This window comes from Lentimicrobium sp. L6 (genome assembly GCF_013166655.1).
Classification (GTDB): Bacteria; Bacteroidota; Bacteroidia; order Bacteroidales; family UBA12170; genus UBA12170.
The window spans coordinates 1-13733 of sequence record NZ_JABKCA010000029.1 but is presented as its reverse complement, the minus strand read 5'-3'; the positions used below and the strand labels follow the sequence as shown (position 1 = coordinate 13733).

Sequence of the window (13733 nt, the reverse complement as noted above, 5' to 3'; positions counted from 1 at the left end):
AATATTGTAATCCGTAAATAAGATTATGTACCTTTGAAGAGCTTTATTCAATGGAACTAACAAATGGCCGAATTTACATCTACGCATCTACCAGCTGATCTCGATTTTTATCAGAAAATCTTTGAAAAACTCAATGATATTATTTTTCTGGTAGACTCCTCCGGTCGCCTTCTAGAAACTAATTACAGGAAAGAGCAATTGTATAATGTTCAAACTATTTTTCAAGATAAGGATTGGAAAAATATTCAAAGAATTATTCATAGTGAATTAAAAGAATCAGATCCTTCTATAGAGTTGGAAATGGAACTGTTGATGGAGGATAAGCGGGTTTGGTATAGATGTAGGGTTGGTTGCATAGAAAAATGCGAGGATAATAATGCCTTGTACCTTATTGCCTTAAATAGTATTCAAAAACAAAAAACTAGAGAGGAAGAATTAATTAATGCCAAGGAAAAAGCAGAATCCCAAGAGAAACTAAAGACTAGTTTTTTAGCGAATATGAGCCATGAGATTAGAACGCCTATGAACTCAATACTTGGTTTTTCTGACCTTATTCAACGTTCCGAAGATAGAACTGAGCGGAGGCAATATTTGGACATTATTAAGAGCAGTGGTCGCTATCTTTTGAATATTATTAACGATGTGATTGATATATCAAAAATCGAATCTGGATTAATAGATATTAAAGTTCACAGGGTAGACATCAATGAGATGATTAGTGAATTGGCAGATATTTACAGAAGTGATCCTAGATTACAAACCAAGGATGTTGAGATCATTCCTATAATGCCACTGAAAAATGCAGATGCTTTAATACTCACTGATAAAACTCGTTTGCGTCAAATCTTAAGCAATTTAATTGATAATGCGGTTAAGTTCACCCATAAAGGGCATATAGAAATAGGTTATCAATTACTCGAAAAGCAAAAACAAGATAGAACTCCCCATATTCAGTTCTTTGTAAAAGATAGTGGTTTGGGGGTTCCTAAATCGGATCAAGCATTAATATTTGATCGTTTTCATCAGGTAAGGGAAGGTGATCAAGCCATTGGAAGTGGATTAGGATTAGCCATTGTTAAAGCTTTGGTGACTAAGCTTGGTGGTAAATTATCTTTAGTATCTGAGAATGGAAAAGGCTCCCAGTTTAGTTTTTTAATTCCTTACCTTCAAAGAAGCAAAGAGTCAGATAAAGAAGTGGACTCTTCTTCTAATGTTGAAGTGCCTGATTTAAAAGGGCGTCATATTCTAATAGCAGAAGATGTGGATGCTAATTATAAGTTTGTTTCTGCCGTTTTGAGGAAAACTTATGTGAAATTAACTTGGGTTAAAAATGGAAAAGATGCAGTGGAGGCTGTTATAGAGAATGATAAGTTTGATCTTATTTTAATGGATTTAAGAATGCCAATTATGGATGGCTATAAAGCCTCTGAGCATATTAAAATCATTCAGCCTAAAATACCTATTGTTGCATTAACGGCTTTTGCTGTAGAAGGGGATATGGAAAAAGCTTTAGAAGCTGGTTGTGACGATTATTTAACCAAACCTATAAATATTCCTGATTTCTTTGGGAAATTGAACTTCTATCTTACTATGTAGTATTTCTGATTGGTGATTTATGATTTATGAATGGATGATTTGTGATTTTAGGAGAGCGTATTCTAGTAAAAATTAGGCTTAGTATGGAATAGTAAAGGGGTTCAATCTACAACAATCATACTATTCTATCATGGTTCCATTCAATCATTCGCTCATTGGGATTTAGAAATAAAGTAAAGATTCGTAAAGCATAGAAAAGATTTCCAATCTACAACAGTTATACTATTCTCTCATTGTCCCATTAAATCATTCTTTCATAGCCTCATTCACTCATTCCTTCACAACTCAAACAGCTTGCCACACTTCATATTCTTTTTCAATTTGGGAAACAAACTAACGAAACTTGGTAGTCGATGGATTTTAATGGTTTTATTCCTTATTTTGGTATATATACGCTCCTCAAAGTTTTTTTGCTCTGTATTAAAGAAATATTTAAAGTGGTCTTTTCCTGCCCATGCTGTGATATAAAGCTTTAATTCCTGATTTAATTCATATTCCGGAAAATCGATTTTACTCAATTCATTCCAAAACCAGCTTTCTGTAAAGGGTGGCTTTTCTCCTCGCTGATAAGGGAACTGACTCTTGATGGTTTCAAAGAACAACAAATGATGGGCCCGTATTTTTATTTTAATGAAATCCATTTCTTTTGGCCTATCCATAAAGGTAAAAACAAACCTGGCTCCACAACTGGTTTTGTGTTTCATCTCATTTCGTTTTTCCCAATGATCGGTAAAAAAAGGAGAGGAGGGCCTGTTTGGAATTAACGCTGGCAATTCAACAATATCCTTTGGAGATAAATCCTGATTAGTTCTAACAAAAGAGTTTTTAATATCCCATTCATATTCATCCATCAGGAAGTCTCTTTTGCTAGGCAAGTAAAAAGGAGTTTGACAAGAAGAATAGTTTACGCGTAAGTTGTTTTGAATCATGAAATGTTGAAACATCAATTCAGCAATTTGGCCTTTAGTAATGTTTTCAATTTTCCTGTGGAGTGAAAGTAAATTAATTTTCTTGGTGGTAAAAGCAACCGATAAAAGCGCATAATTAATGGCTTTATTGATGACGCCATTTACAATACGTTCGGGTAAACTCTCTATGATAATAATGTCGTGGGACAACATAATATTGATTTTTAAGTGGCATTCCAAAGGTAAGAAATCCTTTCATACTATTTTGAATGAATTTTGATTCTGGAAGTTTTTCGAATAACAACTCGAAGGACTCTATATTTTCCCTACTTTAGCCCATTAAAAAATAAAAACAAACTTTAAACAATAAGAAAATGACAGAAGTAATAAACAAAAGCCTGAGAGATTCTAAAGGCGCAAGGTGGGGAGCTCTTGCCGTTGTGTCCTTTACAATGATGACAGGTTATTATATCAATTATGTGATTTCTCCATTGAAACCACTCTTAGAAGAAGCTTTTGGCTGGAATAGTGTTGATTTTGGTCTTTGGAATAGTGCTTATGGCTGGTTTAATGTATTCTTCTTGATGTTGATTTTTGGAGGAATTATTTTAGATAAAATTGGTGTTAGATTTACTGGTCTTGGAGCTGCTCTTACTATGATTGTAGGTACGCTATTGCAGTATGCTGCAATTGCAGAGATGGTTCCAATGGGTGATGTTTATTTTGCTGGAACATTTTTAGAAATGAAATCTCAAATTGCTTTTGGTGCACTTGGTTTTGGAATATTTGGAGTGGGTGTTGAAATTGCTGGAATTACAGTAAGTAAGATTATTGTAAAATGGTTTAAAGGCAAAGAATTAGCCTTAGCCATGGGTCTTGAAATGGCCACTGCTCGTATGGGTACTGCTCTTGCTTTAGCACTTCCTTATCCAATGGCTACAGCTTGGTTTGGTACTAAAGCCATGCCTGCGCTTTCTGCTCCTGTTATGTTAGGGCTAGGTCTTTTAGTAGCTGGATTTGTAGCTTTTATCTGGTATACATTCATGGATAAAAAACTAGAAAAATCAGAAGGTATTCAAGACGAAGTTAGTGAAGAAGATGAGTTCAAAGTAAGTGATATCTTAACTATTCTTACAAATAAAGGATTCTGGTTAATCGCTTTCCTTTGTGTATTATTCTACTCTGGAGTTTTTCCATTCCTTTACTATGCAACTGACTTAATGATAAATAAATATGGCGTAGATCCAGAGTTTGCGGGTTCTATTCCCGGGTTGCTTCCTTTTGGAACTATTCTATTGACACCTTTATTTGGTAGTATTTACGATAGAAAAGGTAAGGGTGCCACCATCATGTTAATCGGTTCTGTGATGTTATTAATAGCTCATACCGTTTTTGCCATTCCATTCATTACTAATTACATAGTAGCGATTGCTCTTATTTTATTCTTAGGGGTAACTTTCTCTTTAGTACCTTCAGCTATGTGGCCATCTGTTCCAAAGATAATTCCGGAAAAACAATTAGGAACAGCTTATGCACTTATTTTCTGGGTTCAGAACTGGGGGCTAATGGGTGTGCCACTATTGATTGGTTGGGCTTTAGATTATTCTAACCCAGAAGTGATGGCTGCTAAAGCTGCTAAAGCTGCTGGTGATGCTAGTGTAATAATCCCAGCTTATGATTATACACTGCCTATGCAGATTTTTGCTACTACAGGTTTTTTAGCGATTATTGTTGCTTTAATGTTAAAAGCAGAAGACAAGAAAAAAGGTTATGGTTTAGAGCTTCCTAATATTCAGAATTAACAGCTACTCTAACAAAAATATTATCCTGCTTCTCCAATATTTGGAAAGGCAGGATTTTTTTTTGCCAATTAGTTGGGATTTCTCAAGATATTAGTGATAAAATGAGGCTGTTAGGGGAGGGGTATAGTTGCGCTAAAAAAAAGAAGCATTAAAATGCCTGAATTTGGATAGATTGTTTTATATTTGCTTCAAATTTTAAGCGTTAATTCATGAGTAATAAGATAGTAGGAAAAATATCCCAGATCATTGGCCCAGTCATTGATGTTAGCTTTGAAGACGAAGGTCGTATGCCGAAAATTTATGATGCCCTTTCAATCACTACCGAAAGTGGTAATACCATTGTTTTAGAAGCACAACAAGATATAGGTGAAAACACCATGAGAACCATTGCAATGGATTCTACTGATGGTCTTTATAGAGGTATGAAGGTGACTTCAGAAGGCATGCCCATCTCTATGCCAACAGGTAAAAGTGTAAATGGCCGTTTGTTCAATGTGATTGGCGAATCTATTGATGGTTTACCAAAAGTAGAATCTGAACTTAGGTACCCTATACATAGGGATCCTCCAAAATTCGAAGACTTAACTACTTCCAAAGAGATTCTTTTTACTGGAATTAAGGTGATCGATTTGATTGAGCCTTATTCTAAAGGAGGAAAAATTGGTTTATTCGGTGGAGCTGGTGTTGGTAAAACTGTAATTATTCAGGAATTGATTAATAATATTGCAAAAGCTTACGATGGACAATCTGTTTTTGCAGGTGTTGGTGAGCGTACTCGTGAAGGTAATGACTTATTAAGAGAGATGATTGAATCGGGTATTATCAAATATGGTGATGCCTTTAAAGAAGACATGGAAAAAGGAGGATGGGACCTTTCTAAAGTGGATATGAAGGAGATGGAAAAATCGACTTTAACTTTAGTGTTTGGTCAGATGAACGAACCTCCTGGGGCACGTGCTCGTGTAGCTCTTTCTGGTTTAACCATGGCAGAGTATTTCCGTGATGGTGATGAGGAAAGTGGTGGACGTGATATCCTTTTCTTTGTGGATAATATTTTCCGTTTTACACAAGCTGGTTCTGAGGTGTCTGCACTATTAGGTCGTATGCCTTCTGCAGTAGGTTATCAGCCAACTCTAGCTACTGAAATGGGTATCATGCAAGAGCGTATTACTTCTACTAAGCGTGGTTCTATCACATCTGTGCAGGCGGTTTATGTTCCTGCGGATGATTTAACTGACCCTGCTCCAGCTACAACATTTGCTCACCTTGATGCTACTACAGTATTGAATAGAAAGATTTCAGAGCTTGGGATTTATCCAGCTGTGGATCCTCTAGATTCTACATCTAGAATTCTTTCTCCAGATATCGTTGGCGATGAGCATTATAATACGGCTCAAAAAGTAAAAGAAATTCTTCAACGATATAAAGAGCTTCAAGATATTATTGCCATTCTAGGTATGGATGAATTGTCTGAAGAGGATAAATTGGTAGTACACCGTGCACGTCGTGTGCAGCGTTTCTTATCTCAACCATTCTTCGTTGCAACTCAGTTTACTGGATTAGAAGGTAAATTCGTTAGTATTGAAGATACTATCAAAGGATTTAATATGATTCTTGATGGTGAGGTTGACCAATATCCTGAAGCTGCTTTCAACTTGGTAGGTACCATTGAAGAAGCTATAGAAAAAGGTAAAAAACTAATTGCACAAAACTAAGCGATTATGAATTTAGAAATCGTAACACCAGATAAAATTGTTTTTGAAGGAGAAGCCGAATTGGTTCAATTACCAGGTTTGGATGGTTCTTTTGAGGTGCTTGATCATCACATGCCTATGATAGCTGGTTTAGCTAAAGGTAAAGTGAAGGTGATAGATGCCAATAAAAACGAAAACTTTTATGATATCAAAGGCGGTGTTTTAGAAGTGGTAGATAATAAAGTGATGGTTTTGGCACAATAGTTAAAATATAATCTCATAAAAAATCCGATTTGCATTTTGTGAATCGGATTTTTTTTTGTCAATGGGATGATGAAAAAAGGGGTAACCCAAAATACTAAAGAAACAATAGCTTCCTATGTGGATTTTGTGAACCCTACTAGAGCTTCGTGCAATAATAATATTACTTCTGTAATAAATTTGATTTCTTGAGGATGATTCTAAAGGTAGTCCCTTTACCAATAGATGATCTCTTCACGAAAATTTTACCTTTATGGTAATTGGTGATGATTCTATCAGCCAAAGATAGTCCCAGCCCCCAGCCACGTTTTTTGGTGGTAAATCCAGGTTTGAAAATACTTTTCTGCTTGTTTGTTGGAATACCTTTTCCAGTATCAGTGATGTCGATATAAACCGATTGATCATCTTCAAATAGTATAATATCAATATCTCCCTTGCCTTCCATGGCATCAACGGCATTCTTGCACAGATTCTCTATCACCCAGCCAAAAAGAGGAATATTCAATGGGGCCACAATATTATGGCCATTGACGGCGTCGATCTCTACGCTATAATTAACTTTCTTAGAAGTTCTCTTTTTGAAGTAATCCACAAACTCTAGTACTACGGCACCCACATCGCCAAGAAGAAGTTTTGGTATGGATCCAATTTTACTAAACCTATCTGTAATCACTTCTAGTCTATGCACATCTTTCTCCAACTCACTCAATGAGTCCTCGTCTACTTCTTGCATACGAAGGAGGTCTATCCATGCAATCATAGAGGACAAAGGAGTTCCCAATTGATGAGCGGTTTCTTTTGCCAAACCAGCCCATACTTGATTTTGCTCCGATTTTCTCGAAGTACTAAATATTAAATAACCTAATATAATGAATAAAGCCATAGCGGCTAAAATGGCTAATGGAAAATACCTTAAGCGTGTTTGCAAAAGGCTATCTTTATAATAGATATATCTTTTTCCAGAGTAGGGGAGGTCAATGGTAATAGGGGTGTTTTGAGTTTGCATTTCGTGAATCAATTCCTGCACGAAAGCAGTGTCTGATATTTTAGCTTCCTCAATATTTCCATAATCCATAATATGAGTTCTACTGCTATCAGTTACTATTACAGGAACCGAAGCCGAGTTTAGTACAATTTCCTCTATAAAGGACTCATTGAGGTCGCGCACTATTTGCTGAATCCTAGAATATATAAGGGAGTTTTTATAGTAAAGATAAAACTTATCCGACTCAATGTATTCCAACACTATGGGTTGGTATTCAGTAAATTCTTTTAGTAAAGCTCCTTTTAAATATCTAGTAGAATCAGTGTTGATATCAATATTCACACTGCTAAGTATTTCTCTTTTTTTATTGGTTTGAATAACCGGAATAGTAGTGTTTTCTCTCAGTAAATCTAAATAAAAGGTAAGATCTTCATTGGAATCGTTGGTGGAGATCTTTTGGTAAGCCTTGGCCAGAAGGGCTACCCTTTTGCGCTCTTCTATTTTCAGTTTCTGGAAAAGAGAGTCTGTAGAAGCTACCAAATGAGACTTACTCACAATGGTATTTGCCCAAAGCTCCATATTCTGTCTTTCGTTTTGCCTGATTTGGTTCACCAAGGAATTGGTATACCATAGAGAAACACTGACGATAAAAATTCCGACAACAGATAGTAGAAGTTTGAGTTTGTTCTGGTGATTATAGATGTTCATATTAGCTAGCCTTAACACAAAGATATTAAAAGATCAATAGTGTATAACGCTAAAAGAAGCTATATATTGAATGAAGATTGTTTTTTTAAAATTAATGTTTGTCTCCCGATTTGGTATTGCAATGGCCATAGAAAGTTAAAGAGTGACTGGTTACGGTCACATTTAAAAGCTTTTCTATGCTGTCTTTAATCTCTTGTAATCTTGGGTCGCAAAATTCAAGAACACTACCATCATCTAAGCAAATAAAGTGATCGTGTTGTCTAAATTTAAATGATCTTTCAAACTGTGCGCAATTATTACTAAATTGATGTTTGGTGACTAAACCACATTCTAATAATAGTTCCATGGTATTATAAAGTGTAGCGCGACTCACTCTATACTTATTGTTTTTCATTTTGATATAAAGAGTTTCTATATCAAAATGGCCTTCAGTATTGTAAATTTCTTGTAGGATAGTATAGCGCTCTGGTGTTTTTCTCTGTCCGTTTTTTTGTAAAAATTCAGTGAAAATCTTTTTTACCGCCTCGAAAGTTTCTTTGTTGCTGTCGTTCTTCATCAATTCCCTATTGTGAACTCGTTTAAGATTATCTTTAAACCAGTTCTATGTATAATCTGTATCTAAAATCTCATTAGGGTACAAAAGTAATAAATTTCTTTTATTTAGAATTAATAAAAATAAAAAACAGAGAAATACTTAATATTTATTTGTGTAATTCTGTGAGAATATTTAGGTTTTAGTGTGTATATAATTCTTTGATAGTTTTAAGATTGAAGAAGGAAGGTCAAAAAAGTAAAATTTTAATTATCTTGCGATTATTCGTAATTTTGCCGAGCAAACACGATCAAAATATTTAAAAAAAATTTTATAATGAAAACAATTGATGACATTTCTTTTGCCGGAAAAAGGGCTTTAATTAGAGTGGATTTTAATGTTCCACTTAATGATAAATTTGAAATTACTGATGAAACTAGAATAAATGCTGCTATTCCAACCATCAAGAAGATATTGGCCGATGGTGGTTCAGTGGTTTTGATGTCGCATTTAGGTCGCCCTAAAATGGGTCCTGAGCATAAATTCTCTCTTCAACATTTGGTGCCTACTTTATCTAAGAAATTAGAAACAGGAGTAATTTTTGCTGATGATTGTATCGGAGAAGATGCCGAAGCCTTGAGTGGAGCGCTAGTAGCTGGAGATGTTTTATTATTAGAGAATCTTCGTTTCTATAAAGAAGAAACAAAAGGTGATAAAGGTTTTGCTGAAAAACTAAGTAAGCATGGAGATATTTATGTGAACGATGCCTTTGGAACTGCTCACAGAGCTCATGCCAGTACTGCAATTATCGCTGAATTTTTTCCTAATGATAAAATGTTCGGTTATGTTATGGCTGGAGAAATTCGAAGCATCAATAAAGTATTACATGAATCACAAAAACCATTCACAGCTATTTTAGGTGGTGCTAAAGTATCTGATAAAATTGGTATCATTGAGAATTTGATGGAAAGAGCCGACCACTTAATTATTGGTGGTGGCATGATGTTTACTTTCATTAAAGCCATGGGTGGCGAAATTGGAAATTCATTGGTAGAAGAAGATTTGTTAGACACAGCTGTAGAATTATTCAAAAAAGCGGAGGAGCGTGGAGTTAAAATTCATATCCCTGAAGATGCGATAGTTGCTGATGATTTTAATAATGATGCCAATAGAAAAGAAATCAGAGCCGACGAGATTGAGTCAGGTTGGATGGGCTTAGATGTGGGGACAGAAACACGCAAAGCTTTTAATGATGTTTTACTTCAGAGTAAAACTATTCTTTGGAATGGTCCTATGGGCGTTTTTGAAATGGAGAATTTCTCTCACGGTACTAAAGCCATTGCACTTTCTGTTGCGGCATCTACCAAAGAAGGAGCTTTTAGCTTAATCGGAGGTGGCGACTCTGTAGCTGCCATTAATAAATATAAACTTGCAAACCAAGTGAGCTATGTTTCCACTGGTGGTGGGGCCATGTTAGAATATATGGAAGGTAAAGTGCTTCCTGGTATTAAAGCGATAATGGACTAAGAGTTCAAAGTTTAAAGTTCGAGGTTCAAGGTTTGTGCTTCGTAAAATAAATAGAGCAGCTGAAATTAGTTTTGGCTGCTTTTATTATTGCAGTATCTAATAATAAAAAATAGATAGTCAGAGGTTTGTATCTATAATCTAGAAATTGTTATCTTTTAACTGTCATTTAAGTTCCCCAATTATCCCGATCCAAACTTCGATAATTAATAGCTTCTGCCAGATGATCATTTTGTATGCTTACTGAGGATTCTAAATCTGCAATAGTTCTGGCCACTTTTAAAATCCTATCGTAGGCACGCGCAGAAAGACTAAGTCGTTCCATGGCATTTTTGAGTAATTCTCTGCCGCCCTCATCAAGCTTACAATATATTTGCAGTTGCTTGCTCGACATTTGTGCATTTGCATGAACTTTAGTGTCTTCGCTAAACCTCACTTGTTGAACCTCTCTGGCTTTTATCACTCGTTCACGAACAAATTGACTTTTCTCACCTTGTTCCACACTATTCATTTCTCTAAACGGAACTGGCACTACTTCCACATGAATGTCTATTCTGTCAAGGAGAGGACCAGATATTTTATTCAGGTATTTCTGTACAATTCCTGGGGCACAAACGCAATCTTTATCAGGGTGGTTATAATAGCCACAGGGACATGGGTTCATGGCGGCAATCAGCATGAAATTGGCAGGGTATTCAACGCTAAGTTTGGCTCGAGAGATAGTGACGACTCTATCTTCCATAGGTTGGCGCATGACTTCGAGTACGGTTCTTTTAAATTCAGGCAATTCATCTAAAAATAATACCCCATTCTGTGCTAATGAAATCTCCCCAGGCTGCGGATAAGTTCCCCCACCTACGAGGCCTGCGTCAGAAATGGTATGGTGTGGAGATCTAAAAGGTCTAACTGAAACTAGGGCATCTGTTCTTCTCAGTTTTCCTGTAACCGAATGGATTTTGGTTGTTTCTAAAGCTTCATGTAAACTAAGGGGCGGTAAAATACTGGGCATACGCTTTGCCAGCATGGTTTTTCCTGCACCAGGAGGGCCAATGAAAATCACATTATGACCGCCAGCAGCTGCAATTTCTAAGGCTCTTTTAATGTTTTCTTGGCCTTTCACATCTTCAAAGTCGAACTCGTAATCATTAAGGCTGGAATAAAACTCTTTTCTTGTATCGAGAACTTCCTTTTCCATACTTGGTTTTCCATCGAAGAAGTCAATCACATCTTTTATGTTTTCTGCTCCATAAACCTCTAGATTATTTACAATAGCGGCCTCTTTTGCATTTTGTTTAGGCAGAATAAATCCTTTGAAACCCTCCTCTCGGGCTTGTATGGCTATCGATAAGGCTCCCTTAATAGGTTGTAAGCTGCCATCTAAAGAAAGCTCACCCATGATGATATACTTATCGATGTCCTTGGATTGCATTTGCTCGGAAGCTGCTAAAATACCAGCTGCTAGTGTGAGGTCGTAAGCTGAGCCTTCTTTACGGATATCGGCAGGTGCCATATTAATAACTATCTTCTTTCCAGGTAATCGATAACCAATGTGTTTCAATGCCGACTCAATGCGTTGATGACTTTCTTTAACTGCGCTATCGGGTAGTCCAACTAAATAAAAATTGACACCTTGATCTACATTTACTTCTACTGTGATGGTTATGGCATTGACCCCAATAAGAGTACTACCAAAGGTTTTAATGAGCATAATAGGGAGAATTTGGGATGCTAAGTGGCTAAGGTACAAATTTTCATGAAATAATATGGTTGAAATGATCTGAAGTAAAGTAAGCCTCTGCTAAAATTTAGGGATAAACTAAATATTTAGGGCAGTCTAAATGCGTTTCTTTTCATCATATATATCCGTTTTTAACAATGACATCCTTCTTGATAATATAAGAACATATAATATTAAAAAAAAAACTTGTAGATCGAATTCGATTATTAAATCTAGAGCTCAGGTTTGAAAAACTTCAATGCAAATATTTGGAGAAATGAAGCCATTAAGTATGTTAATTTTAATCAAAATATGAATTAAAAATTTATTTTATGGCTTCATTTTGGCTCCACTGTCTTATTTTAAAAGTTAATAATTTATTAATAAATTCATTAATTATGAAAATTATTTTGCTTGTCCTTATTAACTATTATCAATTAAAAAAATGCTAAAACTCTTTCATTGCTTGGGTTTGGGAATAGGATCTTAAGTCAAGATCAGTTTTATATTTAAATAATCATGAAATATTCGAAATGCTAATAAAGTGCTTGATGATTTCCAAATCCGTCCTCGTATTCCAGAATTTGGACGTTTTGCGATACTTGATCATTCGGTATAACCTTTGGAAAACAGTTCTTTATAATGTTGGCATAATTATTATTGTAGTTACTTATAAGCCTATGTAAATTTGAAAATGAGATCTTTATGTGATATTCCGATTGTTTGATTAATAACTAATAATCAATACCTTTGATGACCTTTTGCTAAGATGTCTGATTCATTTGATACGCTTTTACCCTAATTATTGAACCCTAATCGTAAAATTAAAATTTGTATTATGAATATAAAGTCTTTACTCTTTACAGTCGCCTTATTTGCGTTTCTTGCAACAAATGGCTACTCAGATATTGAAAAATCCTTAGATGACCCGCCTATCCTGAACCATTATAGTCATATTATAGATGATTCAAATGGTTCTAGTGATAATGATGGAAAAGCCGAAGGTGGCGAATCAATAAACATGCCTGTAAATATTAGTAATTCTGGGGAATCTGTTGCTACAGATGTTTCAGCTATTTTAAGCTGTACCCATCCATCAATTACGATTACAGATGCCAACGAAAGTTATCCTGATATTCCAATTGGTGCTAATAGACAAACAGATTATGACTATGATTTCATAGTTGCAACTGGTATATTAGTTCAGTTTAATGTCACTTTCACCTTAGACATTACTTCTAATGAAGGCACTTGGACTGATACTTTTATCGTAACCATTTATCCTGATAATGCTAGCCCAATGCCAGTCTTAGAATACCAAGCTCATAACTTCTTTGAGGCCGGTGCTGATGACGATGATTTAGCCGAAGGTGGAGAGTCTATTAGAATGCCTATTGAGTTATTAAACTCTGGAGAAGCAAGAGCCACTGTGGTTTCTGCAGTTATCTCTACTAATGACCCTGCTATTACGCTTACTGATGCTAGTGAAAACTATCCTCACATTGAAGCAGGATACGATGAGTGGTCAAATTATAACTATAACTTCGATATTGCTCCTGGTATTACTCAAACTAGAACGGTAGAGTTCAACATTGAGATGACTTCTAACCAAGGTACTTGGACTGATGTTTTCACCATTGAAATACATCCTGACAATATAGTATATATGCCAGAGCTGGCTTATGCTGCTCACAACTTCGACCCTGCTGGCGAAGATGATGACAACCTTCCTGAAGGTGGAGAAACCATCAGAATGCCAGTAAGTCTTTTCAATTCTGGAAACCAAATGGCTACTGGTACTGAAGCTATCCTTTCTACTCAAGATCCTGATATCACTATCACCGATAATTCTGAAAATTATGGGGAAGTGAATATCAATGGTGAAGAATGGTGTGATTACGATTATAATTTTGATATTGCAACAGGAATCACTCAAGAAAGAGATGTGGAATTCACCTTAGACATTACTTCTAATGAAGGCACTTGGACTGATACTTTTATCGTAA

10 protein-coding genes are annotated in these 13733 nt (G+C 35.6%); 6 read left to right on the top strand and 4 right to left on the bottom strand.

What is annotated here, in order from left to right; genetic code table 11:
- Positions 1-63: 63 nt before the first annotated feature.
- The gene (locus HNS38_RS08855) at positions 64-1596 is read left to right on the top strand and encodes a hybrid sensor histidine kinase/response regulator (RefSeq protein ID WP_172282918.1); all 1533 of its coding nucleotides are present in this window, start codon (positions 64-66) and stop codon (positions 1594-1596) included.
- 278 nt (positions 1597-1874) lie between these two features.
- On the opposite strand, the gene HNS38_RS08850 is transcribed toward HNS38_RS08855, so the two are convergent.
- Positions 1875-2717: a hypothetical protein gene (locus tag HNS38_RS08850; protein ID WP_172282920.1), complete on the bottom strand. Its 843-nt coding sequence runs from the start codon at positions 2715-2717 to the stop codon at positions 1875-1877.
- A gap of 161 nt (positions 2718-2878) precedes the next feature.
- Between HNS38_RS08850 and HNS38_RS08845 the strand changes: the two genes are divergently transcribed.
- The 3 genes from HNS38_RS08845 to atpC all read left to right on the top strand — a co-directional run bounded on the left by HNS38_RS08845 (position 2879) and on the right by atpC (position 6264).
- Positions 2879-4306 (top strand): MFS transporter, encoded by a 1428-nt coding sequence (locus HNS38_RS08845; RefSeq protein WP_172282922.1) that lies wholly within the window; start codon positions 2879-2881, stop codon positions 4304-4306.
- A gap of 209 nt (positions 4307-4515) precedes the next feature.
- The gene (gene atpD / locus HNS38_RS08840) at positions 4516-6021 is read left to right on the top strand and encodes a F0F1 ATP synthase subunit beta (RefSeq protein WP_172282923.1); all 1506 of its coding nucleotides are present in this window, start codon (positions 4516-4518) and stop codon (positions 6019-6021) included.
- Between the two features lie 6 nt (positions 6022-6027).
- On the top strand, positions 6028-6264 hold the full coding sequence (gene atpC, locus HNS38_RS08835) for an ATP synthase F1 subunit epsilon (RefSeq protein WP_172282925.1): 237 nt from the start codon (positions 6028-6030) through the stop codon (positions 6262-6264).
- A gap of 160 nt (positions 6265-6424) precedes the next feature.
- On the opposite strand, the gene HNS38_RS08830 is transcribed toward atpC, so the two are convergent.
- Together HNS38_RS08830 and HNS38_RS08825 are read right to left on the bottom strand one after the other, a co-directional pair.
- On the bottom strand, positions 6425-7954 hold the full coding sequence (locus HNS38_RS08830; protein ID WP_172282927.1) for a PAS domain-containing sensor histidine kinase: 1530 nt from the start codon (positions 7952-7954) through the stop codon (positions 6425-6427).
- A 91-nt stretch (positions 7955-8045) separates the two neighbouring features.
- On the bottom strand, positions 8046-8510 hold the full coding sequence (locus tag HNS38_RS08825) for a Fur family transcriptional regulator (protein WP_172282929.1): 465 nt from the start codon (positions 8508-8510) through the stop codon (positions 8046-8048).
- A 312-nt stretch (positions 8511-8822) separates the two neighbouring features.
- On the opposite strand from HNS38_RS08825, the gene pgk reads away from it, so the two are divergent.
- A complete protein-coding gene (pgk, locus tag HNS38_RS08820; protein ID WP_172282931.1) occupies positions 8823-10013 on the top strand; it encodes a phosphoglycerate kinase in 1191 nt (396 codons plus the stop codon).
- Positions 10014-10179: 166 nt separating this feature from the next.
- Here pgk and HNS38_RS08815 read toward each other — a convergent pair whose 3' ends face one another.
- Entirely contained in the window at positions 10180-11718 is a 1539-nt protein-coding gene (locus HNS38_RS08815) for a YifB family Mg chelatase-like AAA ATPase (RefSeq protein WP_172282933.1), read from the bottom strand.
- An 847-nt stretch (positions 11719-12565) separates the two neighbouring features.
- Between HNS38_RS08815 and HNS38_RS08810 the strand changes: the two genes are divergently transcribed.
- A partial coding sequence (locus HNS38_RS08810; RefSeq protein WP_216663676.1) for a hypothetical protein occupies positions 12566-13733 on the top strand: 1168 nt, incomplete at its 3' end.

Bases quoted from the DNA above. Each gene is read 5' to 3' on its own strand.
- HNS38_RS08845 (WP_172282922.1), top strand. From the start codon at position 2,879: ATGACAGAAGTAATAAACAAAAGCCTGAGAGATTCTAAAGGCGCAAGG.
- HNS38_RS08850 (WP_172282920.1), bottom strand. From the start codon at position 2,717: ATGTTGTCCCACGACATTATTATCATAGAGAGTTTACCCGAACGTATT.
- atpD (WP_172282923.1), top strand. From the start codon at position 4,516: ATGAGTAATAAGATAGTAGGAAAAATATCCCAGATCATTGGCCCAGTC.
- HNS38_RS08815 (WP_172282933.1), bottom strand. From the start codon at position 11,718: ATGCTCATTAAAACCTTTGGTAGTACTCTTATTGGGGTCAATGCCATA.
- HNS38_RS08855 (WP_172282918.1), top strand. From the start codon at position 64: ATGGCCGAATTTACATCTACGCATCTACCAGCTGATCTCGATTTTTAT.
- HNS38_RS08825 (WP_172282929.1), bottom strand. From the start codon at position 8,510: ATGAAGAACGACAGCAACAAAGAAACTTTCGAGGCGGTAAAAAAGATT.
- pgk (WP_172282931.1), top strand. From the start codon at position 8,823: ATGAAAACAATTGATGACATTTCTTTTGCCGGAAAAAGGGCTTTAATT.
- HNS38_RS08830 (WP_172282927.1), bottom strand. From the start codon at position 7,954: ATGAACATCTATAATCACCAGAACAAACTCAAACTTCTACTATCTGTT.
- atpC (WP_172282925.1), top strand. From the start codon at position 6,028: ATGAATTTAGAAATCGTAACACCAGATAAAATTGTTTTTGAAGGAGAA.